This is a genomic window from Nocardia puris, from assembly GCF_003315035.1.
Taxonomy (GTDB): Bacteria; Actinomycetota; Actinomycetes; order Mycobacteriales; family Mycobacteriaceae; genus Nocardia; species Nocardia puris.
On the sequence record NZ_QNRE01000016.1, the window covers coordinates 1 to 25,893 of the forward strand.

General features: G+C 66.2%; 24 protein-coding genes. 16 read left to right on the plus strand and 8 right to left on the minus strand.

Going from position 1 to position 25,893, the window contains the following annotated elements; genetic code table 11:
* Window positions 1–176: 176 nt before the first annotated feature.
* Together DFR74_RS35650 and DFR74_RS29190 are read right to left on the minus strand one after the other, a co-directional pair.
* Complete coding sequence (locus DFR74_RS35650) at window positions 177–533, minus strand: hypothetical protein (protein WP_068049976.1); 357 nt, start codon at window positions 531–533, stop codon at window positions 177–179.
* A 360-nt stretch (window positions 534–893) separates the two neighbouring features.
* A complete protein-coding gene (locus tag DFR74_RS29190; protein WP_232110912.1) occupies window positions 894–1,499 on the minus strand; it encodes a GNAT family N-acetyltransferase in 606 nt (201 codons plus the stop codon).
* Between the two features lie 34 nt (window positions 1,500–1,533).
* Between DFR74_RS29190 and DFR74_RS29195 the strand changes: the two genes are divergently transcribed.
* From DFR74_RS29195 to DFR74_RS29220, 6 genes are all read left to right on the plus strand, one after another.
* Window positions 1,534–2,694, plus strand: a complete 1,161-nt coding sequence (locus tag DFR74_RS29195; RefSeq protein WP_138456824.1) for a cytochrome P450 family protein — start codon at window positions 1,534–1,536, stop codon at window positions 2,692–2,694.
* Window positions 2,691–3,872 carry a GAF domain-containing protein gene (locus DFR74_RS29200; RefSeq protein ID WP_138456825.1) on the plus strand — a complete coding sequence of 394 codons (1,182 nt, stop codon included), beginning with the start codon at window positions 2,691–2,693 and terminating at the stop codon, window positions 3,870–3,872. The genes DFR74_RS29195 and DFR74_RS29200 overlap by 4 nt, the downstream gene beginning before the upstream one ends.
* 148 nt (window positions 3,873–4,020) lie before the next feature.
* Window positions 4,021–4,467 (plus strand): hypothetical protein, encoded by a 447-nt coding sequence (locus DFR74_RS29205; protein WP_138456826.1) that lies wholly within the window; start codon window positions 4,021–4,023, stop codon window positions 4,465–4,467.
* 90 nt (window positions 4,468–4,557) lie between these two features.
* Window positions 4,558–5,064 carry a hypothetical protein gene (locus DFR74_RS29210; RefSeq protein WP_043735740.1) on the plus strand — a complete coding sequence of 169 codons (507 nt, stop codon included), beginning with the start codon at window positions 4,558–4,560 and terminating at the stop codon, window positions 5,062–5,064.
* Window positions 5,061–6,269, plus strand: coding sequence for an MAB_1171c family putative transporter (locus tag DFR74_RS29215; RefSeq protein ID WP_043735742.1), 1,209 nt, complete (start codon window positions 5,061–5,063; stop codon window positions 6,267–6,269). The genes DFR74_RS29210 and DFR74_RS29215 overlap by 4 nt, the downstream gene beginning before the upstream one ends.
* Before the next feature lie 5 nt (window positions 6,270–6,274).
* Window positions 6,275–7,708 carry a cytochrome P450 gene (locus DFR74_RS29220; RefSeq protein ID WP_086007582.1) on the plus strand — a complete coding sequence of 478 codons (1,434 nt, stop codon included), beginning with the start codon at window positions 6,275–6,277 and terminating at the stop codon, window positions 7,706–7,708.
* 70 nt (window positions 7,709–7,778) lie between these two features.
* Here DFR74_RS29220 and DFR74_RS29225 read toward each other — a convergent pair whose 3' ends face one another.
* From DFR74_RS29225 to DFR74_RS29235, 3 genes are all read right to left on the minus strand, one after another.
* A complete protein-coding gene (locus tag DFR74_RS29225) occupies window positions 7,779–9,086 on the minus strand; it encodes a DUF2130 domain-containing protein (protein WP_054814853.1) in 1,308 nt (435 codons plus the stop codon).
* A 91-nt stretch (window positions 9,087–9,177) separates the two neighbouring features.
* Complete coding sequence (locus DFR74_RS29230; protein WP_051047160.1) at window positions 9,178–9,879, minus strand: class I SAM-dependent methyltransferase; 702 nt, start codon at window positions 9,877–9,879, stop codon at window positions 9,178–9,180.
* A 132-nt stretch (window positions 9,880–10,011) separates the two neighbouring features.
* A complete protein-coding gene (locus DFR74_RS29235) occupies window positions 10,012–10,674 on the minus strand; it encodes a hypothetical protein (RefSeq protein ID WP_043735744.1) in 663 nt (220 codons plus the stop codon).
* 1,007 nt (window positions 10,675–11,681) lie between these two features.
* Between DFR74_RS29235 and DFR74_RS29240 the strand changes: the two genes are divergently transcribed.
* The 9 genes from DFR74_RS29240 (at window position 11,682) to DFR74_RS38120 (ending at window position 20,650) form a co-directional block, all read left to right on the plus strand.
* A complete protein-coding gene (locus DFR74_RS29240) occupies window positions 11,682–12,149 on the plus strand; it encodes a hypothetical protein (protein ID WP_147265984.1) in 468 nt (155 codons plus the stop codon).
* 20 nt (window positions 12,150–12,169) lie between these two features.
* A complete protein-coding gene (locus DFR74_RS29245; RefSeq protein ID WP_138456829.1) occupies window positions 12,170–12,895 on the plus strand; it encodes a hypothetical protein in 726 nt (241 codons plus the stop codon).
* Window positions 12,896–13,014: 119 nt separating this feature from the next.
* Window positions 13,015–14,739, plus strand: coding sequence for a BTAD domain-containing putative transcriptional regulator (locus DFR74_RS29250; RefSeq protein WP_138456830.1), 1,725 nt, complete (start codon window positions 13,015–13,017; stop codon window positions 14,737–14,739).
* 1,001 nt (window positions 14,740–15,740) lie between these two features.
* Window positions 15,741–16,916, plus strand: coding sequence for an AAA family ATPase (locus DFR74_RS29255; protein ID WP_067510755.1), 1,176 nt, complete (start codon window positions 15,741–15,743; stop codon window positions 16,914–16,916).
* 43 nt (window positions 16,917–16,959) lie between these two features.
* Entirely contained in the window at window positions 16,960–18,660 is a 1,701-nt protein-coding gene (locus tag DFR74_RS29260) for a VWA domain-containing protein (RefSeq protein WP_054814850.1), read from the plus strand.
* A gap of 81 nt (window positions 18,661–18,741) precedes the next feature.
* The gene (locus DFR74_RS29265; RefSeq protein ID WP_043736129.1) at window positions 18,742–18,987 is read left to right on the plus strand and encodes a hypothetical protein; all 246 of its coding nucleotides are present in this window, start codon (window positions 18,742–18,744) and stop codon (window positions 18,985–18,987) included.
* A 53-nt stretch (window positions 18,988–19,040) separates the two neighbouring features.
* Complete coding sequence (locus DFR74_RS29270) at window positions 19,041–19,850, plus strand: hypothetical protein (RefSeq protein ID WP_043736128.1); 810 nt, start codon at window positions 19,041–19,043, stop codon at window positions 19,848–19,850.
* A 76-nt stretch (window positions 19,851–19,926) separates the two neighbouring features.
* Window positions 19,927–20,388 carry a hypothetical protein gene (locus DFR74_RS29275; RefSeq protein WP_043736127.1) on the plus strand — a complete coding sequence of 154 codons (462 nt, stop codon included), beginning with the start codon at window positions 19,927–19,929 and terminating at the stop codon, window positions 20,386–20,388.
* A gap of 22 nt (window positions 20,389–20,410) precedes the next feature.
* Window positions 20,411–20,650, plus strand: a complete 240-nt coding sequence (locus DFR74_RS38120) for a DUF4314 domain-containing protein (RefSeq protein ID WP_218017685.1) — start codon at window positions 20,411–20,413, stop codon at window positions 20,648–20,650.
* Between the two features lie 201 nt (window positions 20,651–20,851).
* Here DFR74_RS38120 and DFR74_RS29285 read toward each other — a convergent pair whose 3' ends face one another.
* The 3 genes from DFR74_RS29285 to DFR74_RS29295 form a co-directional block, all read right to left on the minus strand.
* Window positions 20,852–21,817: a hypothetical protein gene (locus tag DFR74_RS29285; protein ID WP_043736126.1), complete on the minus strand. Its 966-nt coding sequence runs from the start codon at window positions 21,815–21,817 to the stop codon at window positions 20,852–20,854.
* A gap of 297 nt (window positions 21,818–22,114) precedes the next feature.
* A complete protein-coding gene (locus DFR74_RS29290; protein WP_170160817.1) occupies window positions 22,115–23,317 on the minus strand; it encodes a cutinase family protein in 1,203 nt (400 codons plus the stop codon).
* Window positions 23,318–23,993: 676 nt separating this feature from the next.
* The gene (locus DFR74_RS29295; RefSeq protein WP_067510753.1) at window positions 23,994–24,686 is read right to left on the minus strand and encodes a hypothetical protein; all 693 of its coding nucleotides are present in this window, start codon (window positions 24,684–24,686) and stop codon (window positions 23,994–23,996) included.
* A gap of 546 nt (window positions 24,687–25,232) precedes the next feature.
* Between DFR74_RS29295 and DFR74_RS29300 the strand changes: the two genes are divergently transcribed.
* Complete coding sequence (locus DFR74_RS29300; RefSeq protein WP_043736124.1) at window positions 25,233–25,625, plus strand: hypothetical protein; 393 nt, start codon at window positions 25,233–25,235, stop codon at window positions 25,623–25,625.
* Window positions 25,626–25,893 lie beyond the last annotated feature (268 nt).

Genomic DNA, 25,893 nt, shown 5'->3' on the forward strand with positions numbered 1-25,893 from the left:
TCCGCATCGTTCCCCGGGCCTACGTACGCGCTCACCATGGAGATTCCTTATTCTCGACGTCACGGTATTTTCGCGATCGATATTATTATGATTCGACAGAGGGTGTTATATTCCTTGTGGTCCTTAATTCTGTGGTCGTTAATTCGAGATCTATCAAATTTGTGAATCGGGGGATTTCAGGCGGCCTTTTTGTTGGAGTTGAATTCTGTAGTTTCATCCAGGATTGATGAATTCTTCGGAGGTTGTGCCGCGTCTTCATTGCGTGACTCTTCTGCCGTGGTCAAGAGGCTGGACAGCAGGCGGGCAAGCTTGCGGGTATCGGGCGGGTCTCGGCGGGTGTCACGTACAGAAACGCGCTGCGCCCGTGGCTTCGCCTGGCTATCCCGATGTTCGACCCGACCGGCCGGATGCTTATCCGGGCGTGGCTCATCGGTTTCCGCAGGCACGGGCTCGACAGCGGCTTCGGTCGACGAGTCGATCGGGTCGTGCCCCGATGGCAGGTTCACTCCGATATGGGGGTCGGGTCGGTTCACGGTGGTCCTCCAGTGTCCAGATCTGTCCACCGGCACCAAGGCGGTGCCGAGGCGGCCTCTACGGGTAACTCCTCGTTTTCGGCCCCGGATTGGACACACCAACCCCCGTAAACCACTCCACCGACGGCCGGTGGAACGGCCGGATTCGACGTAGTGGCATGCCCGGAGGCCCTGCGTCGCGGCGATCGAAGCACACCTCGGCGCGGGTCCGCAGGGCTGTGTGATGGTTGCGGCCTTGAGCGGCAACCGTAGGCGTGGCCAGGCTCGAGGCGCTCGATATCAGCCCGGCGCCTCGCATCGGGCAATCGGCTTCTCCGGCTGGCTAGTTGTCTTCTCGCCCCGATTCCGGGGCTGGCGGCTTCACATGTTGATGGTCATGGCCCACATGGTGGGCCTGGCACCTACTGGTAGATGGAAGCTTTCAGTGGTCGCGAACCCCAGTCGCTGGTAGTAGGGGGTGTTGTCTTCCCGGGTGCATACGAGGTAGGCAGGGGTGGCGGGAGCCGATGTCAGGCGATCGGTGATCAGGCGTGTCGCGTAGCCGTGCCCTTGGTGTGCGGGTGAGGTTCCGATGTTGGCTAGGTACCAATGTTCGGGCTGGTGGGGGTGGTGTCGATCGAGGGTGCGCCGGACGGTGATCGCAGCGAATGTGCGGCTGGTGAGGGCGGGCAGAAGGTCGGGTGCGGCACGCAGGGTGGTGCTGACGGGTTGGTCCCATCGGGCGGGTGGGTCCCAGACGGCGACTGAGCGGATGACTCCGTCGGGGTCGGTGGCGACGCGAACTCCTCCGCCGGGGAGGTGGAAGTGGCGCAGGGAGGCGGTGAAGTACCTGGGCAGGGCGCGGTGGCGCTGCTGCGGGTTGGGCCAGATCGCGCTCATGAGCGGGTCGTCGCGGAAGGCGTCGGCGAGTACCTGGGCGCAGTCGGTGATGTCCGCGGTGGTGGCGGCACGGGTGGTGATCGGCACGGCGGACTCCTGATGGGTTGGCACACTGATGGGTATGAAGATGGGGCGGTGCCCGTTCACGGCGGGAATTCATGCGGTCGACGAACTTCACGAGGATCTCAGAACCAGTGAACCCGGTGTGCACGAGGCCGAGCTACCGGACGGGTCACCGGTGTGGGTGGTCACCGGATGGGACGCGGTGACCACACTACTGGCCGATCCCCGGATGTCGGCGGCCAAGGCCGACTCCACCACCGGCTTCCGAGGCCAGAACCTGCCCGCGGCATTGGAGGCGAACCTGCTCAATATCGATGGGGAGCAGCATCGACGTGTACGGAAACTGGCGGCCGAGGCGTTCGCGCCCGCACATCACGCCTCACAGGAACAGGTGGTGCGGGCTGCCGTGACGGAGTTGGTCGACGCATTGCCGGCGACTGGCGATATCGACTTGATGGGCGGGCTGTGCGAGCCGTTGCCGCCGCAGGTGATCGGCACCTTGCTCGGGTTGCCCGCCGACAAGCTCGATGCCTTCCGTGCAGCGGCCCGGCCTCTGTTCTTGATCGACACATCGACGCACGGCGCGGCGGTGCAGGGTGCGATGGGGACGATGTTGATGCTGGTGGCCGGGGTGATCGACGACAAGAGGCGCGATCCTGGCGATGATCTGCTCTCGCGCTGGCTCTCAGCCCGCGACGGGCAGGACCGTCTCAGTGAGGACGAGTTGATCAGTTTGGCGTTTGCCGTGATCATCGGCGGATTCGAGAACGTCACCTCGCTGACGTCTGCGGTGCTGGATGAACTGGTCCGGTACCGCTGCGAGGAGGCGCGCGAGTTACTGGGGTCACCGCCGGAGTTCGCCCGGCTGGTGCGCAAGGTGATGGGTGCCGTGGCGCCGGTGAACTATGCGCTGCGCCGGTTCCCGCTGACCGACATCGATGTCAACGGAATCCGAATCCCCCGAGGACACACCGTGATCTTGTCCCTGCGGTCGGCTCATCTCGACCCCGCCCGGCGGGAACGTCACGACCTGGTATTCGGACACGGTCGACATTTCTGTATCGGTGCCGCCTTGGCGGAGATGCAAGCCGTCCATGTCGCCCGCGCGGTCTTGGAGAAGTACCCGGTACTGAAACCGGTCAAGCCGCGCGAGCAGTATCTGTTGCGGCCGTCGTGGCTCACCTATGCCCTCGCGGAACTTTCCGTATCCACCGCGTGACCTGCGGTTCGAGCACCGTTGCGGCGCGCTGTTCTAAGATCGTTGAAAGATTCAACCAGGAAGGATCAGCGACCTCGGAGATCGACGCGATGCCGAAAAGCGGATGGACGCTCATCGAAACCTTGGAGCCGGGTCGGCTCACCGTCGTTGCGCGCGATCACGAAGCCCGAGATCGAACCTCCTTCGAGCGAGCCGTCACCGACCAGCTGGGAATCGGCAAAGCCCCAGGGCACGAGGCTGCACAATGGCTGGAAGCGCTGATCGCCGACATGCGGTCGCATCCCGAAGCGGCGGCCACGCATCGCGTCCTGCGCAACGGTCACACGGTCAGCGCCCGTCTCGTGCCGGTGATCGGGCCGGACAATGCGCTCCACGGCGCGCATGTGTGGTTGGGTCCCGATGGGACCCAACCACAGCAGCGGCCGGTGTCGGCCTTCGCGTTCACCTGGGACTCCCACCTGCGGCTCGCGGAATTTCCGGCGGCGCTGACCGGCGGGACGCCGCGCTCGCAACTCACGGCACCAGAAATCTTCCGCTTCGTCGAACCAGCAGACGGGCTTTCACTGATCAGGGCGCTGCTGTCGTCACAACCGGGTGACAGCTGGAGCGGTGCGGTCACCGTAACAGTCGGCAAGAACAACAGGCCGGGTCATGTCGTCATGGCCGCTGGCACGCCCCCACAGCCTCCAGCGAAGTGGCGTGGACTGCTGTTCGAAACCTCGACTCCGATGGCCGGGATGAGCTTGGAGGCAGCGGCACTGGCCGCGATACCGCGCATATCGCAGGTCCATATGGTGCTGGTCGACATCGCCAAGATGCGGTTGATCCGCTGGATCACCGATCCGCTACCCGACGTCCAGTGGAAAGGGCAGGTCGACCAACGCGACACCCCACACCCTGACGACGTGAAACGCATCTTCGCCGCCGCCGCCGACGTGTTCACCGGCAAAGCCGAATCCGCTGAAGTGCACGATGTGCGGTTGAGGCGCCGCGGGGGTGGATGGGTTGTCGTTGACGGCTCCGGTGCCATAGTCGGAACCTCTGACGCGGGTCCCGCGCTTGCCGTGCTGCAACTGCGGGTGACAGGGCACTCCGACGAACCCGACCCGGTGGCCCCCACAGATGCAGGGCATCCCGGGCTTGACGATCCAGAACAGCCGGACCCGCTCCCGAGCTGACGGAATGTGAACACCTACCACCTCGGATAGGCGTTTGTTATGATGGCGAAGTTCTGATTCCCGGTACCAGTCTCTGACGGACGCCGGATGAGCGCTCGAGTCCTGCGGACCGAGCGTGGTCTCATCCAGGCAACCAGGGAGGGTACCGATGAAAAGCTCGCCCATTGATCAACGGCAGTCAGCCACAATGGCCGACGAGATCATCGAGTTGCCGACGAGGGTGAACCGGCTGTTCAGCACGTTCCACCCTCGCACGGAACCCGAGCAAGACCCGGCAGATGTCGCTCGCAGTGTCAGCGCCATCGTCGGCGAGACCATACTTGCCGAGGAAATCATCGCGCTGCGGACCGGCAGCACGAGCGGTGGAGTCGACCCCACGGTGCTGCAGGCCATTGCCCAGCACTTCCACGTCCTGCCGGTGTATCTCACCGGTACCTCTGACGAGGCTCGCCCCGTCGACCGCCAGTTGCGGTTGCTATCGGCGGCACGCGATGCCGGCGTCAGGCATATGGCGTTGCGCGGCAACGACATCGATATCACCGCTTTGACTCGCGAGCTGTCCAGGCTCGCGCCTCCAGACCACAGCGCAGCCTGACCAGAGGGACCGGGCCGTGCTTTACCGACACAACGCCGAATGCGAAGGAGATCGCCGCACACGCGACGCCACCGGGAGGGATGAATAGCAATGAACGACACGGCAGTACATGTCCAGGAGACCGCACGGATCGTGCCGGTGCCATGGCCGTGGGATCCGAACGAGTACGTGAAGCGGGTCGCGGAGTATCGGCAACGGCCGATCACGGTGTGCCCCATCGACGCGAATGCGTTGTCGGGAGCCGGGTGCGGGACCGGTAGCGGGTTGTGGATCGCTCGGGAGTACGACGACATCATCATGGTCGGGGCCGAAACCGAATGGCACGCTGGACACATCATCGCCCACGAGATCGGGCACATGCTCCTGGGACATGGCTCGTCCACTCCGGAGCCCGACGGTGATGTACTGCCGTTGCAGACATTGATGCCCTTACTGGATCCGGCGTCGATCCGCAGCGTTCTCTGGCGCCGGGACTATGGGACCGCCCGCGAACAGGCTGCCGAATCATTCGCCGGGTTGGTGATGGTCGAGGCGACCTTGCCGCGGCGACGACCCTCGCCGTTCCGATCCACCTTCTTCCTCGGGCGGCACCGATGACCTCGCCGATTCCCGGCCTACTGGCCTGGCCCGTGCTGTTCGCTGTCACCGCGATCACCGCCGGACGGTGGTGGCTGCTGGGCGACAAGGTCGTCGATCGGCTGATCAACCGGGCTCTGCTGGCAGCGATTGCGGGACTACTGATGCGGGAAGCGTGGGCCGAAGACCTGGCCGCGCGCCTCGTGTGGTTCGTCGGTGATGCCGAGATGGTGCAGCTGTGCCGCCAAGCTTCGTTCGGGGCAATCCTGGTATCGGTCTCCTATATCTATGGCATTGCGAAATTGTGGGACGGAGCGGACCCTGCAGATACCTGGCGTCGACAGCGCGTTTATGACCTCGTCGCCCTCTCGGCGTCCGCGGTGATCCTGATCGCCGGCACCCCCGCGCGCCGTGCCGATCAGCTGATCGACGAGGCATTGGGCTGGCCGGCGGTGATCGCGTGGGTGGCGTTCTATCTGCCGCTCGGAATCACCGCATGGGTAATCGCCCGCATCAGCTTCCGCGAGTTGCGCAGCGACGCGTTCCTGCGCGAGCGTGTGCTGTACCTGGGTGTACTTGTTCTCGCCGCCGGACTCGGGCTCAGTTCGCTCGCAATTCCATTCCAGACCGGGTTCGCCGTCGTGCAGAACCAACCGTCTGCGGACCCGGATATGAGCAGCAAAGGCTGGACCTTTTTCTTGGCCAATGTTGTCGCGTCTGCTGCAGTAGCAGTGCCGTTGGTGAGCACAATCCTCATAAGAACCGGACACGACCGGACCAGCCGCTATTGCCGCCGCCTGCAGCCCGTGTGGCGCGACCTGACCGCCAGTGTCCCCGAGATCGTGCTCGCCCCACCAGGAGATGGCGGCGGGGTGGAACCGGCGCTGCGGCTTCACCGGATGATCGTCGAGATCCGCGACGCTCTCCTGCACCTCAAGCCTTACACCACAGCCAGATACCCGGCCGGCCCTGACCGTGAGGGCATGCTGTCCTATGCAGTGGCAATTCTCGCGGCGATCGACCAGAAGAACGCCGGGCGAGCACCGCAGGACGAGCCCAGCCCCGGGCTCCAACCGGTTCGGCTCGGTCCGCGAGACTTGACCACCGACCTGAACGAACTGCTGGACCTGGCCGGTGTGTGGCCGACAGCCCGACATATCGCCTCGATCGAAACGCCCTTGAGCACTCGGTGCGCGACACCTTCGACCAGTAGGAGCACGATGTGATGGCGATGAGTCCGCCCCGGACCGGCAGGGACGAGGCGGCAGTATTGCCGCATCCGAGGTGGAGGCTGCCTGTCGTCGGTGACCTGTTCACCATGAACGTGGCCAAACCCACCCAGACATCGCGGCGGGATGCCCGAAGGCTGGGGCCGATCTTCGAGCGGCGCATCACCAATTGGCCGATGATCGTGGTCTCCGGCGCCGACCTCATCGCGGAAATCAACGACGAACACCACTGGACCAAGCACCTCGGAGTGCCCCTGCGCAAGCTGCGCCGAGTCGCCCGGGACGGACTGTTCACCGCCCGCAACGACGAACCGGCCTGGTCGGCAGCACACAACATCCTCGCGCCAGCCTTCACCCAAACAGCAATGCGTTCCTACCACCAGACGATGGCCGCCACCATCGGTGAATTGCTCGACACCTGGGGCGACACGCACCACATCGCCGACATCGCGGAGGAAATGAACCGGCTCACCCTGGAAATCATCGCCCGCACCGGGTTCGGCTACTCGTTCGATTCGTTCTCCTACACCCCCGGCCAAGCGCACCCCTTCGTCGAAGCCATGCTGCGCGGCCTGACTTACATCAACCGCAACGCCAACCTCCCCCCGCTGTTGCAGAACACCCTGGGACGGCGCGCCGCCGGGCAGCATCGCCGCGACATCGCCTTTATGCACCGAACCGTCGACGACGTGATCGCCGCACGCCGGACCAGTGGCACCGTCGGCCAGCACGACGATTTGCTCGACCGCATGCTCACCACCACCGACCCTGACACCGGCGAGCATCTCGATGCCACCAATATCCGCAACCAGATCCTGACGTTCCTGGTCGCTGGCCACGAGACCAGCGCGGGCGCACTGGCCTTCGCGCTCTACGAGCTGGCGAAGAATCCCGAGGTCGCGGCACGAGCGCGCGCCGAGGTCGACGACCATTTCCCGGGGCGCGACCGGCCGATAACCAGCTACGAGGACGTCGCGAAGCTGCGGTATCTGCGGCGGGTGGTCGATGAAACGTTGCGGTTGTGGCCGGTCGCGCCCGGTTATTTCCGCGAGGCGCGCCATGAGGTCACGATCGGTGACGGCAAATACCGCTTCCAGCAAGGCGATTGGGTATTCGTGCTCACCTGGTATGCGCACCGCGACCCGGAAACCTGGGGTCCGGACGCAGAACGTTTCGACCCGGACCGATGGGCCCCTCAGCGGCAGCGTGAGCTGGACCGCCGTCGCGTATACAGGCCGTTCGGGGTCGGGCACCGCGCCTGCATCGGCCGCCAATTCGCCAATCACGAAGTCCTGCTCACTCTCGCCCACGTCCTCCACCAGTACGAGATCCACATCGACGGTGACTACACCCTCGACGTCGCAGAGCAGATCACCCTCAAACCAGCCGGACTGCGGGTACGAGTCGACCGCCGCACGGATCTGACGACGCATTAACCGGCCGACCCTGCGATCAAGCGTGCCCGCCGTCCAGGCCACCTGTCTCAGCAAGTAGATATCGCCGGATTCAGTTTCGAGTCCGGGAGGCCGTCGATGTCGGGTGTCGGGTCGACGGGCCCTCCTTTCGTGCACCGTTGGGAGAGGCCGACCGATGGTCGGTCACATGTTCTGAGTGCAGAGCGGGTGGGACGGCGACGCCGGCTGCGTCGAGCTCGCCGAACATGGTGAACATTCGGTCGAGCACGTCCTGCTGGTGCTGGTCCAGCTTGGCGAGAGCAGCGTGTACTTGATTTCGCAGCTTGGCCCCGGTCGCCAGGGTTTCGCGCGCGTCTTGGACGATCCGCTGCAGGTGGGCGAAGAACCCGCCCCGGTCGACGTATTCGAGCAACCGGTCGGCACGCCCACGACGGGCCTTGCCCGCAATCGCGTGACGTTTGTTGTCGATCACCGCCTGCCGCAACGGAATGGACATGTACGTTGCCAGGTCGGCGGCACACAGGAGGATGCCGTCGCGGATTGCCACACCATCCACCGTGGCCGGCATCGACGCGCTCACGAGCACTCCGAGACCGGCGTGATCACGATCAACATCACGGACAAGCTTAGGAATCCACGCCGAGCTGAAGTGCTTGGTTCTCTTGCACTCCCACAAAATAGATCCCCAGCTTCGGCCGTCGACACGCACGATCTGGAGGACATCACCGCCCTTCTGACCGTTCCGAATCACCGAAATCTCATCTTCGGGGTAGCGGCGCTGCAGTTCCTCAGCGAATGCGTGCTGGTAGGCGACTCCCGTCGGCTGTGGTGGTGGCCCCGGCGAAATCTTGCTCTCAGCCAGAGCAAGCTGGTCCAGCGCCCGCTTCTCCCGGTTCTGGTACTCCAGAATCACCGGACGATACTTCCGTTCGGCCTCCTGCTGCGCCCGTTTGCGTTCACTGCGAGCGATCTGATCTCGCATCCGCGACTGCTCGGCCTGCATCTGCTCGAGTTGTTCCTGAGCCTCGGCCAGAGCGACCGTCGCGGCCTGAGCCCGCTGCTTCTCCGTTGCCGCGGTTTCGCTACTTCGCTGCGCTTGGTTCCGCAGCCGATTGACCTCGTTTCGCATCCCGGCGCGGACCCGTGTCAGGACGTCGTTCTCCATGGCTTTCTCTCGGGCAGCGAAATCCTGTTCCAGTTCGAGGCGCACTCTGGCGACCTGCGGTGCTGCGAGCTGTTCGATAAAGGCAGAGCCGAGCTCTGCGCCGCACCGTGGACAGATTGCTGCCGGCTGGAAGCAACCAAGACACTCGAACGGGCCCAAGTCCGGCCCCTGGTGGTAGGCGAGTTCAGCGGCCTCGACGATCACCTGCCGCCGCACATCCCACGCCACGTCCATCTCGAGCTCCTCCCCGCTCGTGCTCGCGCTGCACCTCGTGGTAGCCGAGCCCGTCCACCAGGATGGCAGCTCCGGATCGACCGCTGAGCGGTTATCGACGCGGTTGTGAGGCGGTGAACAGGGTGACGTCTCCGATGTCGGTCAGGTGATACTCGCCGAAGGCCGCGTCGAGTGCTGCGGCGAGGTCCGCCCGGGTGTCGTGGCGGTTGTTGAAGGCGCCGACGCGCCGGTAGGTGGTGGTGAGAAGCCGGCCGAACCCGGTGTGCGGTGTGTGGTCTCCGAGGATGGTGGAGCCGAACAGCGTGCCGTCATCCGCGAGCACCCGGGCAAGGTGGCTGAACGCAATACCCTTCGCGGTGAAATCGCCAGGGACACAGTGTAAAACGAAGTTGATGCCGATCGAGTCGTAACCCGCTCCGGCCGGGGCGGGCACTGGCTCGAGAACACTGGCGACGGTTTCGTGCACGGTGTGTCCTGCCTTGCGCAGTCGACGGGCGGCGTAGGCGAGGGAGGTTCGGTTCAGATCCGTCAGCGTGATCTCGGCGTCGTCGGGGAATCGGGTGTGGGCTGGATACCAGCCTGAACCGGGTCCGACTTCGAGGTGGCGGCGGCCGGCGTGGCGGTGATATGGGGCGAGCATGGTGTCCGCGGGGCACCGCCACCCGAATCGGTTGCTCAGCCGGATCACCCAGATGTCGTAGATGGCCAGAAACGGCAGGCAGTACGGTGCCGCCGCCCTGCGGACTGCATCGCCGGACACCGGCGACCCGGTGTCATTGTGGGAACCGCCCATCACCACCCCGTATTGTCTGCTCGTTGTCAGTCCCGGGACACAGCTTTGCACACGCCTACCCCGGTGCCCAGGGTGTTGTGGATTTCGCCAGAACCGCAGCCATTTCGGGCCTATCAGGGTGAGGCCCGGCGTTCAGTTCGGAGCGACCGCGCGAGATGTGGTCGCAGCGTCCTGGTTGCGTTTCTGGAAGCGCTGTTCGAATGCTTGCTGCAGGGCATCGTCGAGATCTTCCGCCCGTCCGATGAGCCAGCGCCGGTACAGCTTTTCCGTGGCGTCGGGGTCATCTGGGGAAACCGGCGCGGCGAGAGATTCGCCGAAGGCGATCTCGACGAGCGGATGGACTTGGGTGCCACGGTTGGCTTCGAGGACGCTCGTGACGAACGGGCCGACAATGCCGCTGATGGCATCATCGAGCTTGCCGATCGCGTTCGGCAGCTCGGCGATGGGGGCGGTTCGGAGAAACCGTTGGGCATCCAGTAGTGGCAGGAGCTGTTCGAGGCTGAGGCTGATGCTGGATGCGCCTGGCTCGAACGCGGGAGTGTCGGACTCGACCGGCACCGGTGGCCGACGGTCGTAGTAGGCGGCCCGCGCTGAGCCCTCCTGCCATCCGAGGCCGGTGTCGAACTTGGCGAAGGTACTCGGCCGCACATTGGCCGACAGCTCGCAACGGTCGGCCCGCTGCTGGGCAGGGACCGCTGGTCCGCCGCGCTGGTGCACCTCCGGCATCGTCAGATTGCCCAGCTGCTGACGCCGCTCGCGCACCATCCGGGCGAAGAACTCGTCGTGGGCTCCCATGAGCAGAACTGTACCCGTAAAGTTCGGAAAAGTCGCCATCAGGAGCCAAATCCCTCGGCATCCAGAGAAAAGTTACTGTTTTATTCTTGAAAAGTTCGAGATACGTGCATAGTTTGGGTGGTGTATCTCACGACTTGGTGGGAGGAGGGGCCGCCCCGGGGTCGTGACCGACGCAGAGAGCGAGGTAAGTCATGACTACATCGATGAACAGCCGTTCGGATGCTGCGGTGTCCGGCGCGGCGGTGGTGGCGGCAGCGCGTGCTGCCGGAGGGGGCCGTAGCTCCTCCGTGGGGATCTGGGTGATCTGGATGCGCGGCAGGCGAGTGGTGAGTTGCGAGGCGGTGTTCCGGCTCGACCAGGACATTCCAGCGTGCCGACCGGACGGGGTCGACGCTGCGGTGGTGGTTGTCGTCGCGCCGTCGCGGTTGGCCGACCCGGTGATCGGCCGTGCTGAGGTCATTGTCGACTACCTCGACGGGCAAGGCGTCGATGTTCGTGTGGTACACGCCTGCGCCTTGCATCCAGGGGCGTTGTGGACCTCGTTGCGCGGTCCTGCGGTCGGTGGGGTCATCGGGGCGACCGGACCGGTGGTGCACTCGTCTCGGAGGCATCGGTGGCTACCTGGATTCGGAGCCTGTGCAGGGCATCGTCTAGCGATGGCCGCGCTTGTCCCGTTGGCGGCGGCGGTGTTCGCAGCACCGGTTGCGCATGCGGGTCCAGTGGGTCAGCCGGGAGTGATCTCGGACCCCCGGCCAGGACAAGCGGGCGTCGTAGGCCCCGTGGTTCCGGAACCGCGGACCAGGACCATTCCTGTCGGGCCGGACCGGTCGACTCCCGATGAGAAGACCGATACCCCGGCGCCCGCTCAGATGCCGGCCCCGATCTCACCGGCACCCCAGGTCCTGCCCGAGCCGGAGGCCGTTCCCGAGCCCCGGATAGTTCCTGAACCCCACGTGTGGTCGGAGCCCCCGTCGGTGTCCCGGCCCGAAATGGGCTATGAGCCGCAGGTGGCGATCGAGCCGCAGGTGGCTGTGGAACCCGCGCAGCCAGTGGTCGAGGTATACCCGCAGCCGGGCACCAGCGACGGTTACGCCGAGGTGCAGGCGTCGGTGGTGGGCGAGGATTCGCTGCATTTCGGTGGGGTGAGTGTGCCGCGGCCAGAGGGGATGTCATCCGAGGTCGCGCAACGGGAACGCGACTGGAACGACATCGTGGTCGCCGAGGCCGCCGAGGTCTTGGATCAGGCTGGGCTGGCGGACCCTGATGTGGATGCTGCGCTAGGTGTCGGCACTGAGCCTGTGCCGCTCCCGGTGGTGGTCGCGGAGGTCGAGGCCGCGGTACCCCAGCCGATCGTCGAAGAGGTGACGGCGGTGGTGGTCAGCGAACCTGTCGCCGACGTGGTCGAGACGGTCGAGTCCCAGGCCGCGCAGGTGCTCAACGACGTGCTGGCGCAATGGCCGCCGGCGCTCGGCTGACCAAGCGGGGTGCATCGGTGATGAGAAGAATCGACCCCCAGGACGAGTCGAACGATGACCGGCAGATCGTGCTCGACGGGCCGCCGCCGACCGAAATAGCCGAATGGCTGGCCTCCGCCGGTGCACCCGATACCGCGGAAGATCGACGCTGGCTGACTTCCGAGTACCGCACCGGCGGGCCGGGTAGGGCGCGAGCCGTCCTGGGCGGCGTGGTGATGCTCGCTGTGGTCGCTGCCACCGTGGTGGTGGCAACCATGCTCATCTCCGGCATCGACGGCGTAGACCACGGTGTTGACGTGCCGATGTCTCTCACCGTCGCGCTTTCGCTTTCTCCCGGTGGCCTCGAACACGCACTCACCGTCACCGGGAGCACCGCCGCTTGTGGTCCCGAAACCATCGAGGCCACCGAAGCCGTAGCCGGGCCTCGCCCCCTACGGCCGGCCACCGGCGCAGCGGCAATTGCTGCGTTCGAGGCCGCCTACTACCACGCCCGCGACGGCGTACTCGCTCGCGAAGTCGTCGCGGCCGACGCCGCGATATCGGATGCCGCCACCATCCAGGCCGGCATCGACTCGGCGCCGCTGGGCACCACCTACTGTGCCCGGATCCGCCGGTTGAACCCCGGCTTGTACGCGGTCGAGATCACCGACACCCCGCCCGGTGCGGCACCACGGGTGTGGCGGCAACGGATCTCCACCACACAACTCGACCGGCACTCGGTGATCACCGCGATCGTGTCCGAGTAGCCGGGCCCCATCCCTGTACCCCATCGTCGACCCAACGTGACGATTGGATCGGCGACCAACAACCAAAGGGGGCGGTGACCGTGCTGATCGCACTCACCGGACTGAATCCTCACACCGGAGTGACTACTACCGCGGTCGCCCTCGCCAACGCATGGCCGGGCACGAAACCCGCTGTCGTGGTGGAGGCGGATCCTGCCGGGGGACGACTCGCGCGACTCGCCGACGCCGACCCGCACCGCGGACTGGCCAGCCTTGCCGCTGCCACCACCCAGTCACCAGGAGATTCTCCGGTTTCGACACAGTTGTGGGAGCACGTCCAGACGCTGGGTTCGGGTGTGCCGTTCCTCGCCGCACCTCCAAGTGCCGATGCCATGGCAGCGACGCTGACGGCCCCGGTGAGCATGCCCGCCGCCGCAGTCCCAAGGCTGGCAGATCTGGTGGTCATCGCCGACTGCGGTCTCGCCGATCCGGCCTCGCCCGCCACTCCGATCGCCGCTGGCGCCGACGTTCTGATCGTCGTGGTCCGTGGCGACCTCGCCGACCCCGTCCGCGCCGGCCGGCGCGTCCGCGAGGTCACCGCCGGCTGTCGGCGCTGCGCGGTGCTGCTGGTCGGCTCGGATCGCACGGGCGAGTTCGCCGAGCCTCTCGGAGTCCCGGTGCTCGGCAGGCTTCCACTCGACCGCCTCGGTGCCGAAGCGCTGCTGACCGGCGCCCGATACTCCCGCCGAGGACGCAACGGGCTCGCAGCGGCTGCCCGCGTCGTTGCCGCCGCACTGCACACACAACTGACCCCAGCACACTCGAATCCGCTTCTAGGCCGGCAACCGTCACCGTGGCCCCGGTTACCGGGCCGGTGGCGTCACGGTCTCGGGGTCTGCATCCGGGCGGATTCGCCCCGGGTGTATCGAGCCCGCCAGCCAGTTCCCGATCGAATCCCGGGCCAGGACGCCGCCCCGGCCGTATCCCCAGTAGACGACCTCGGTCTCGAGGTCACCGAGACCGGCCAGCCCCCTACGGAGACAGTGCCCGTTGCGCGTGATGCTACCCCCGTCGCCACCACGGCAAACGAATCGGCACCGGGTGGGCCGACCCTGGCAGTCGAGGTGTTCGGGCCGCTACGTGTCTGCTGGCACCGCGACGACGGCGTTGTCGACATCACCACCCACTTGCAGCCCCGGAGCCGCGAACTGCTGGCCCTGCTGACCCTGCACCCAGAAGGGATTTCCCGCGAGGCCCTGATCGCCGATCTGTGGGGGGAACGATGCCCCCGCCGACCGGTCAACGCACTCAACACCGCGATCAGCCGACTCACCGCCTCCATCAGAGACGCGACCGACGGCACGGTGCCCCGGATTCTGGCCGGCGACCACATCCGCTATCAGCTCGACCACACCATCATCGCCACCGACTACCAGCAGTTCGCTCGCGCGGTACGTCAACGCCGCCACGCGGGCAACGGCACGGAGCGCGGTGAAGCGTGCCGCCACATCATCGACACCTCCTGCCGAGGGATCCTGGCCGCAGATCTCACAGCGGACTGGGTAGCACCGATCCGGGAATCCGCCCGCCGCGACACCATCACCGCGGTCGGCGCCCTGGCCGCCACCGTGGTCGAGCAGGACCCACGCCGCGCCCTGGACCTCCTCGAAACCGCCCTCGACCACGACCCGCTCAACGAACTCCTGTGGCGCGACATCCTTCGCCTGCACGCCCGCCTCGGCGAACACACAGCCATCGAACGCACACTCGGCCTCCTGGCACACAAACTCTCCAAAATAGGAGAAGAACCCACCGCAGAAACACGAGACCTTGCAGAAAGGCTCCAAAAACAAGCCCGGCACTGAAACCGGAGTCTTCTATCCGAGATGCGTAATGGCCGAGAAAACGCCTCGGCGAACACTCGAGATGAGATAGGCGGAAACGCTGGGTCTAAGGTAAAAGCTCGTCTGATGAGGCGGAGGCGAGGATGGGGAAGTCTCTCGCCTGACTCGAGTGCGGAATCCGCGCGGGACAAAGGCTAACATCCGCCTCGGGAATTCGAGGCGACACCCGCCGCCAAGTATTGACGGTACGCAATAATAGCCAGAAGGTGTGCGTGCTTCTCGGCGTTCGTCGGGTAAGGTATTAGCCCAGTAGGGTTTGCGGATATCTGATCGCTATTTGTGGAATTCAATTGAGAATGGGATTCCGTACGGCAATTTCACGGCACAACGGGTGGATGTTCGCAATTTCTTCGGGTTGTCGGAGATCGCCGCCACGGGGGGTGCAGCTCGCGTTATCGCGGCCTGGCTGATCGTGGAGATCGTTAGGTGGGTCGTTAGGTGGGTCCATTGGCGGGTCGCTAGGTGGGTCAGTCAAATCAACCCACCCCGATGCCGCAAACTACCAGCTAGAAGCCACTATCCGACCCAACTGGCTCCCCAGGATTACCCGCAGGGAACAGAAAGAACACGTTGGGGCGGGCGTGGCCCGCTGGCGTCGCTGCCATCGTTCGGCTGGCCCTGCTGATATGACTCCGCTATTCAACTATCGATATCCGTCCTCATTCGATGCATTCCAATCGGTTTCAAATCAATAGTTTCCTCATGTACGGTCTGCTGCCGGCCTGGCCGCGTTAACGCATTCCATTCTGTGCTTGCCATGCAATTGTTGCCCTGATCTGCGGAAATTGGTTGAGAAAAGGTTGAAAACGGGGTTGAATTCCCGGGATGAGTCGAGATAGCGTCGACCCACACCCCGGGGAAACGAATTGTCAACCAATCCGAAATGACCACCGCGCCACCGCTGTGCCAGGATCCGCCGTGAGCGGCGCAACAAAATTCGTGCAGTGCGAAGGAGAAACGAGATGACTTCCCCCACCGGCCCGGCCCCCGCACCGGCCAACCGCCTCGGCAATGGCGAACTGCGCCGCATGGTCGCCAAAATCCTCACCGACAACCCCGGCACCGAATACACACCCCGCGAAGTCGCGAAACTCACCGGCCGTTCATCCGGTGCGATCGGAAACGCGATGAAAACCCTCACCGCCGCCGGACACGCCGACCAGACCAGCGCCAAACCGCTGCGCTACCGCGCCAACACGAACACCAGCAGCGCCGCGACCGGAGCCCCCACCCCGGCACCCGCCACCGGCACGCCCGCCGCAACCCCGGCCAAGCGGCCCGCCGCCCGTCGGGCGCGTAAGGCCCCCGCCGCGCCATCGGGCACCCCGAGCCCGGCCCGCACCGGTTCGGCCGTGACACGGCCGAACGGGCAGCAATACCACCTGCGGACCCTGGCGGGCCGCGCCGATGTGGACGTGCTGCGCACCATGCGCGACCACGAGGTCCCGGTCCTGCTGTACGGCCCGTCCGGCACCGGCAAAACCTCGCTGATCGAGGCCGCCTACGGCGACCTTCTGACGGTCCAGGGCGACTGCGACACCACCGTCGCCGATTTTGTCGGGGAATACACGCAAAACCCCGACGGGACCTTCGCGTTCGTGCACGGGCCGCTGGTCCGCGCCATGCGCGAGGGCCGGGTGCTGTTCATCGATGACGCCACCCTCATCCCGCCGACCGTGCTGTCATGCGTGTACCCGGCCATGGACGGCCGCCGCGAGATCGTGATCAAAGCCAACAGCGGCGAAATCGTGACCGTCGCGCCGGGGTTCTTCGTGGTGGCCGGGCACAACCCCGGCGTTCACGGCGCGATCCTGTCCGACGCCCTCGCCAGCCGGTTCGCGTTCCAGGTACAGGTCGGCTCCGACTACGACCTCGCCAAACAGCTCGGGGTGGACCCGAAAGCAGTCCGCGCCGCGCGGAACCTGGCCACCCGACAGGACAAAGGCGAGATCGGGTGGGCACCCCAGCTGCGCGAACTGCTGGCGTTCCAGAAAATCGCCACCGCCACCGACACGAACACCGCCGCCGCGAACCTGATCGGGGCCGCACCCGAAGACGACCGCGCCATCGTCGCCGACGTGGTGCGCACCGTGTTCGGCACCCGGCTGGAACCCCTGGCCCTCGGCCCCCGCATCTAACCCACCCCGGCCCGCCCGAACACGCCCGGAAGGAACCCCCGCGATGACCGGCCACCTGATCGCCGACCCCACCACCACACCCACACCACCGCCCGCCACCGCCGGATGGGATGCCCTGTCTGCCGCCCTAACCGATGAAGCCCCACCGATCGCAGACCGCGACGACCTGGTCGTCACCATTGCCCCCGGCGCGGCGCACGGGCACCCGGCGGTGTTCATGCCCCACAGCGCCGCCATCGAAATCGACGGCACCCGCCTCGGCATCGACCCGGCCACCGCGCGGCCGGACCGCAACAGCGACCGCGCCCGCTACGCCGCCGTGTGGGGCGCGTTCGTCCACGAATGCGCCCACGCCCAACATTCGGTGTGGGAAGCGCCGCCGGTGGCGAATCCGGCCGTGGTCGAGGCCGCCCTGCTGTTGGAGGAATCCCGCATCGAGGCCGCCCAGATCCGTCGCCGCCCCGATGACCGGCACTGGCTGCGCGCCAGCGCGACCGAGATCGTGATCGGCGACAACGGCGGCACCGATGCCGCCGCCCAGATCCCGCCCACCGATTATGCCGCCGCCCACAACGCCGCCCTCCTGCTGGGGCGCGTGGATGGCGGCATCCTCACCGCGTCGGAATGCGCGCCCGCCGCCGGGGTCATCGAGTCCATCCTCGGCAGCGACAAGCTCGAGAAGTTGCGCGCGATCTGGCAGCAGGCCCACACCGTGGCCGACGACGACACCAACACCATGCTCGAACTCGGGCAACGGTGGCTCGATATCGTCGGCCCCGACCCGCACGCCGACCCGGATCCGAACTCGGTCCTGTCCGCCGCGATCGGTGACACCGTCACCAACATCAGCAACGCCGTTGCCGCGCAACCGGTCCCGGTCGACCCTGCCGAAGCGGCGGCCACCGCGCAACGAGAGGCCCAGCGTGCCGCACGGCGCGCGGCGGCGCGGGCGCAGAAGGTGTTCGGCAACGGCAACGGGACCGGCACCAGTGCCAGCACCCGCGCCACCCGCACGCCGCACCCGGACGAACGCGCCGCCGCCCGGGTGCTGGCCCGCGCCCTCAACAACGCCGCACAGCGCGAACGCGCCACGATCAAAACCACCTCCGCGTTGCCGCCCGGCCGGTTGCGGATGCGCGGCGCACTGGCCCGCGAAGCCCAACGCGCCGCCGGGGCGCTGCCCACGGCCGAACCGTTCACCCGGACTACCCGCAAAACCGTGCCGATCCCGCCGTTGCGGGTCGGTATCGCCTGCGACGTGTCCGGTTCCATGAGCGACTACGCCGACCCGGTCGCCTCGGCCGCATGGATCATCGCCCGCGCGGCCGAGCTGGCCACCATGCCCGCCGCTACCGCCACGGTCACCTTCGGCGCATCGGTGGCACCGATCACCTACCCGGGCACCGCGCCCGCCCGGGTCACCCAATTCAGCTGCCCCGATTTCCTGCACGCCATCGACAACGCCATCGAGGCCCTCGACGGTGCCCTCGAGCTGTCGCGCCCGGAAAACACCCGCCTGCTGGTGATCATCTCCGACGGCTACTACGACGGCAGCAACCGCGACCGCGCCCAGAAACTCCTCGATCGGCTCCGCGCCACCGGCTGTGCCGTGCTGTGGCTGGCACCCGACACCGGCACGGCACCCGACCCCCTCAACGGCGCGAACCTGCACCTGATCACCGACCCCGCTACCACCGCCCACGCCATCGGCCGCGCGGCCACCGCCGCCGTACGCACTGCCTGACTCCCGTAGCGGCAGCCAATCAGCCACCAGCGGGATCCAACTGCCCGCGCCGAACCCACCACCGAACGAAGGGGCAAGAACATGGACACCCACGGCACCACGCCAACAGCAGCGGAAGCACCCGATCCGCAGTCACCCACCGAATCCGACAGCGAAACCTTGATCGGCTCGACCACCCGGCCGATCTGGTTCCACGGCGTACAGCTACCGGCCGGAACCCTGGTCCGCATCGTCCGATTCCGCCGCGACGGCACCGCCGAGATCATGCGCACCGACGTGTTCGGCCTGTCCAAGCGTGTCGCAACGGATGCCCTCGACTGCCCATAGCGCACCGACCGAGACGAAATCGGCACACTACCAACCTCTTTAGGAGTTCGGCCATGATGAACAGCGACACCACCCCGACGGTCAACCAGGCACCGGTCAGCGCGGCGAACACCACCGGCGATCAGGTCAGCCGATTCGGGGCCGAGTGCCCGATCCGGGTCGGTGACGAGGTGACCGGTCGTGACAACCCGACATGGCGCGGCCGGGTCCGCTCCATTTACCTCAACGACGAGGTCGCGGAATGCGCGATCGAAACAGCCGACGGCAGGCGGGGCTTCGCGCCACCGTGGGCCTTGGTGCCTGCCGATACGGAACCGTCCCGCGAATGGCGAGACCGGATGCAGACCTTCAAGAAGGCCCAACGTGACCAAGCGATGGAGGCGCTGCGCCGAAAGCGGCACGAGGCCGCTGAACACGCCGAAGACCTCGCCGGGCGGCTGAACACCATCGCCACCGCACTCCGAGATGGCGACACCCCCGACCCCGGCGAACCCGTGGAAAACCTCGCCCATACCTTCGCCTTCGCGCTGCATGAAGTGACTGAACTCGATGACAGGGTCGTCGCCGCCGGGCTGTCGGCCACCGACGAGCCTCAGCGACACAGCGCCGCCGAACCGGCCGGTTCCGACGAACTGCTCGCATGGTTCCGCGTCCTGCAACAGCGCATCCGCGACGAGATCGACTGCTACAGCACCCGCGAAGACGGCACCGAGGACTCGTCTGCCTGCGCCGACCACCACGACCGGCTCGAAGCCCTGTATGCCGAGGCCAACGACACCATGGCCGCGCTCGATAGCCACCTGGACACCGGCGGGCCGCTACCCGCCGCATGGGCACACATGCCCACGCCCCACCCCCACTGATCCCACTCCGGCGGCCCCGCCACCCACCGCGTCCAAATCACCTGCGGCCACCGAAAATGCCCCGAGGAGCCACGTCATGAACTGGAACGAATCTGCGACGAGCAGCGCATCGGCCACCGGTCCTGCCCCAAGCCACCAGCACACCGACGCATTACGCGCCCAGCTGGAAGCCGCGTACGACCTGCCCTTCGGGCGTGCACGGGAACAGCGCATCACCGACCTTGTCCTCGCGATCATCACCGCCGAGATCGGCCGTCGCAATCCCTCGATCAGCACCGTGCTGCTCGACTGGGCACCCTACGGCGGGCTCGGCGTCGCCGGATTCCGCGACCACGACGGCAACAACATTCGCGACCACGAACTCGACCTCGACATCAGTTTCTACGCCAGCGATATCCGCGCCGCCGACAGCAACAATGCACTGACCCAGCCACCACACGAGCAGGGGCTATTCCGTCTCGACCTGCACGACACCATTCCCGCCGCCGATGAACGAGAAGAAGGAAACAACCGCGATGATCACACCCCGCGTCGGTGACCGCGTTCGTATCACCGGGCTCATGCCCGACGATCCCGCGCCGCTGGAAATCGGAACAATCGGAACGGTGACACGGATCCCCAGTTCATGCCCCGGCCAGATCTTTGTCGACTGGGACAACGGGAGATCACTGATCCTGCTCGAATCCGACCCGTTCGAGATCCTTCCGACGCACTCGCCGCCACAACCTGGCGATCGAGGGGCCGCTTTACCCGGCCCGGCTGCCGCCGACACCAGGAGCAGCAGACGCGGGCCATATTGACCCGCGCGGAATGCAGCACCGCTGATGCCCTGGGGCCGCCATACCAGCGGCCCCAGGGCATCGTCAGCGCCCTGTTCAGCTGTCTGCGTTCGGGTGTCCCACCACGCGCCTGGCGACCGGCTGGCCCAAATCAACTGGGGCACCCACCCCGCCGCCGGGTATGACACCGGCGAACCTGTCATCGAAGGGCCCGACTGGCGATCACCAATAGTCCGCGCCACGTCGCCACGGCGGCACGGGTACCGTCCAGCTCCCGGACTTGTCCTTTTCCCTTTCTCGCCGGAGTTCGTCGCGCTCGCGGCGAACCTGTTCGGTGATGTCGTAGATCACATCGAGGTCCGCGGTCGTGCCGCCCATCACCTCGATACCGACCATGCCGTCTTCGACCTCGTAGTCGAAGTAGACGATCTCCTCGGCAGCGTGCCGGGGGCACCCGGGGACGGTGACGATAACCTCGTCATCGAAGATCCGGACGCGCACCCGGACCTCACCGCCACCACATGGTGAGTACCCCCAGCCCAGGCGACGGGAACGGTCCGAGCCGAGCAGGCACCCGCGATTGTGGACGGCTTCAGCCGTCATGGACAGCACGGCAGCCGAGTCCAGGGCGGAATCGAGCAGGTCGCTCAGCCGCTCCCCGGTGATTCGATCCAGCCCTCGCAGCTTGACATCCACTCCGTAGTAGGCGGCGGCAACGGTCCTCCACTCGACACAGCGGATCTCGGCGTCGGCACGCACGCGCTTCAGGTCGTCGAGTACCTGCGAGACCTTCGTGCGGAATTCCTCGTTCAACTCGCTTTGGCTCAGTGTGTCTCGCTGCCAGTAGGGCACGACCACGGTCGTCGGCGTCAACTTGGCGGACTGAAGTGCGTGGACCTTCGGCAACAGCACATCAGCTGCGGCGAGGACATCCTCGCAGGTGGGATCCGCCAGGCCGTCAGGCCCCAGCTGTTCGGCATCGGCACGGCGCCAATACTTCCCGGTCCCGTCGACGCTGATCTTCAACGGACGCAGCCGTGAGTTCCTCTCGGCCTGCTCGCGTGCCTGCGCGGCCTGCTTTTCGCCGCGTCGGAGAGCTTCGGCATATTGCACGCCGTCCTCGGCTGCGATCCTGCGAGCGCGACGGCGCCGCCGCGCACTGCTGTTCTTCGGCATGTTCTCGTCCATTCCCGGCAGAGGCGCCCACGCCACCCTGCCTGCAACGAACAAGCATGCGAACAGGGGAAGTGTGAACGCGGGCCCCGGGAAGGACCTTGGCCATCAACGTCACCGAACCGGCGTGGGCGAGGCAACTCAGGCGAGAACGAGGAGCGCGTGCGCGGCCTGTCACTCCGCAGGAGAGCTTATCCTCTCGCGTGCTCGTCGAGAACCAACTTCGCCGAGACCACCATCCACGAGCAGGGGCCCGGCGTCTGCCGGGCCCCAAGCTGGCCGCCCTGTGAGGGTCCGGCCGGATTCATAGGTTCACTTGCTGTTGTCGATGCTGCTGGCGAGCGAGTCGAGAACGTCCTGGACGCCGGGGCCGTAACCGGTTTGGTGTACTCCCGAGGTGTAGAACTCGGCCGCGTCGCTGCCTTGGCGGACAAGGTCGGCCATGTCGGACAGGGCAGCGCTGGTCGCGGGGTCGGTGCGGGCGGTGAGGTCGGCGACCAGACCGGTGAGCTGGCTGGCTCCGTCTCCGACGAGCGCCGAGGCCGCGGTGGCGGCGAGGTCGGCGGCTACCGGGACGAGTCCGGTCAGTTCGAGGCCGGCGCCGACGGGATCGCCGAGGGCGAGTTTGTCGACGGCGCGCCAGGCGACTTCTTGGGCGAGACCGATGTCGGTGGCGACGCGGCCGAGGTCGACTCGGCCGATGATGCCGACGACTTGGGCGGCTACGGCGGTCCAGCCGCTGGGGTCGGCGGCTGCGGCCATCGAGAGTGCACGTGCGACGAGGCGTAGGTCGACCTGGTCGGCGATGCGAACCAGCGGGCTGAACAGGTTGTTGAGTTCGCCGCTGATGCGGTGGGTGCCGCCGATGTCTCCGGCCAGCACGGTGGGCGGCAGGCGCAGCACGTTGTCGCCGATAGCGGGCAAGTTCGCGGCGAACTCGGCGAGACCGCCGAGCACGAGGATGACCTGCCGTGTCACCGAGGAGGGATCGAGCACACCGGTCGAAGACGAAGTGGTGGTGGTGTCGTCGAGGAGGGAGGAGTTGCCGGTGAACGCGCGGCCGACAGCGGCAAGTCCGGGCGATTCTTCCGGCGAGGTGGCGCAGTAGAGGTCGCCGGCGGCGCAGACGGTGCGTACTCGGTTGGCGAGGCTGCCGAAGTTGTCGCGGGGGCCGGCGATCCCTTGCCCGTCGACCGGTTGTCCGAGCTGCGGTGTGCTCGGGTCACGGTTCGGGTCGGACAACAAACCAACGGCGAGCACTCGCGAGGCCGGAATCGGATCTTGGCTGCGGCCGATGGTGGAGGTGACGTCGCCGACGACATCGGCACCCTGTGAGTACCCGGCCATGACGACCTGAGTGGTCGGACACAGCCCCGCCAGCAGCCCGGACAGAGCTTGTACTCCACCGGATTCCGACTGCTGGTACGGGGCGGGGGCAGCGGCATAGGCCAGGGACCGTACGTCGATGTCGTTGCCGTAGCGGGCGCGCAGCCCGTCACCGATCGGTGCCAGCATGCCCACCGATCGGGTGGGGTCAGCGCCCGGATTGGTTTCGCCGGTGCCGGGCACCAGGACCGCCGTCCATCGGGGGCATGCCGCGCTGCCAGGTTCTGCGGTGGCAACTCCGGTCGCGACGGTGGTGACGGCGGTGGCGCCGACAACCACCACAGCCGCAGCCGCTACCGCACGCGCGGCGAACCGAGGGGCTGTTGCACGGTTGCGGCGGGCGGGCGCACGCCACGGTGTGAGTCGGAGATTGAACATATGGGGCTCCCAGGGACGTCGTATTCGGTCGTGCGGGTGAGTTCTCTCGCCGCACTGGGAACTCCGGGATTTCAGGGGTCTTTTGGACACAACGGGTCAGCAAAGCCATCGAGAGGAACGGACGGGGCGAACGGAAGACGCCCTTCAGCGGGTCTGACGGTGGGTATGCGACTCAAAGGGGTGTTCGGATGCGTTGCCCGGCGAATCAGGATGGTCAGGGTCGGCGCGCAGAACCCACCGAATCTGCGCCAGGCGGTTGTCGTTCGCGCGCCACAGGAGACGGGGCGATGGGGATCGGGGACGCGCGTTCGCGACGGCTGGGCGGGCATCGACGGGCGTACGTCCTGGAAATGGCGAGAGCGGGAGTAGGGCGGTTGCCCTTTGACAGGGTGGCCGCTCTACTCCCGCCGGGTCCGGGTGGTTCGGTTCAGGACTGGGAGGACGGTGCGAGTGCGAACTTCTTGGGGCGCGTGGTGGTCATCTCCGCGACCCCGGAGTCGGTGAGCCGTACGAGGGCATTGTGGACTGCGCCCGAGGACCGACCACCGAGCGCCTTGCCGATCTGGTGCGGGGTGAACTCCTGGCCCGGGTGGTCACGCAGGTGATCCTCGACCAGCCCCCGCAGTGCACCGGGAGCGAGTTTGTCCGGATGCGGCGACCCTTCGCCGGTATGACCGGCTGGTCCCGCATCATCGGTGTCGGTGTCGGTGTCGGTGTCGGTGTCGGTGTCGGTGGCCGGTTCGTCCGAAGTTGTGGCGTTGTCAACGATTTCGTCGATGTTCGGCGGGGGCGGGGTGGAGTCATCGAGATGCGAGGCGTCGGTCTCCGGTGTGCGGGGCTGAGTTTCAGCATCGTCAGGGGCTTCGCCGTCGCCGGAGGTGTCGGTGTCGGGTTCGGTGGTGGGCGCGATGCTCCAGCGGGCGGCGGCGTGGGGGTTGGTCTCGTCGGTGTGGCGGGAGATGCTGCCGTCGGCGGCCCACATGTTGAGGAGCTTGCGGGTCTTCGACTGACTGATTCCTGCGGCGGTCGCCAGTTCGGCGGCGGGTTTGGGGTCAGCGCTGATGACCGTCCACAGGGCGTCTTCGACGGCGGTGCGGGCAGATTCTGTCGTGGTGGACATGACATTCTCCTGGGAAATGGTGGCTGGTGGTGTGTTTCGTCATGTCCCGGCCGGGACGGCACCCCGGGAATTCGGATTCGTGGGGCGCCGGTCTCCATGGACGCTCGATACGGGGTGAATTGTCAAGCGGAATCGGGAACGAAGCGGTCATATCGGCGGTATGTCACTGAAATGGCCGTGACTGTCTGCATGGGAATTGATTCCGTTTCGGTGTGGTCTTGACAAACCCGGGTCTATCGAGCGTCGATGGTCGTGGAAACCCGTGGTTCGGCAATCCTGCCGATGAATGGGTGACCACCCCGGCCGGGTCGCCAATCACGATTCCCTCGATCGAACTCCGGAGAAGCCGCATGCCCACTGACCACGACAATCGCGAAACCAGCTGAGTCGCAGCATCTTCTCAAGTCGGGCTCGGGAACGACCGTTCCTGGCGAAGCTGACTGGCCCCGGCGTGGGCAGCGCAGATCATGTGCGCGATGTCGGCGGAGGGGCCCTCGTGAAATCACTCGCTACGCACAACTTTTCGGAACAGTTTGGAGACTTCTCATGGATAACACCGTTCTCACTGCAAGATTGGACGAGTCCTACACCGTCATCGGCACCAGTGAATGCGTCCACCGCATCCGGGAAGTTACTTTCCAGGTGACTTGTGTGGATGATTGCATCCATAGCGAGGGCAGAATCTGCACCGAGTGTGCGCCGTCGTGGCAGCTGGATTATGAATTCGACGAGCCGTTCCCGTTCGAGCGTGTGGCCCGGGTGACCGTCCGCGATCTGCTCGACGCGGGACACGTGCGTGTCGGCGATCGATTGGCCAGTCCCGACAGCGAGGTCACGGCGGTGATCACGGGCTGCGGTGGCTTGATGCTGCCCGACGGCCGCATCTTCACCAATCCTTCCGCCGCTGCCAACGCCGTCGGTGGTAACCGAAACGAGTAGCCCGCAGACGTGACCCGCGCGGCTCGCTTCCCTCGCGTGGGCCGCGCGGGTCACGTGCGTCGCGGCATGCATATGCGCCCGGCGCGAGCGGTGGATATCGCCCCTTCTGTGCCGCGATGCTCGGTGCTCTGCATGGCGGTTGGGTGTGCCGGGCCTATATGCCGTTGCCGCAGCATCCAGTGGTTGGCCCTCGTCCGGATGAACGTCTTCGCGGGCACCGTTTTCAGGTTCTGGGATTGTCGGGATGTTCGTGATCCCAGGGAAGGGG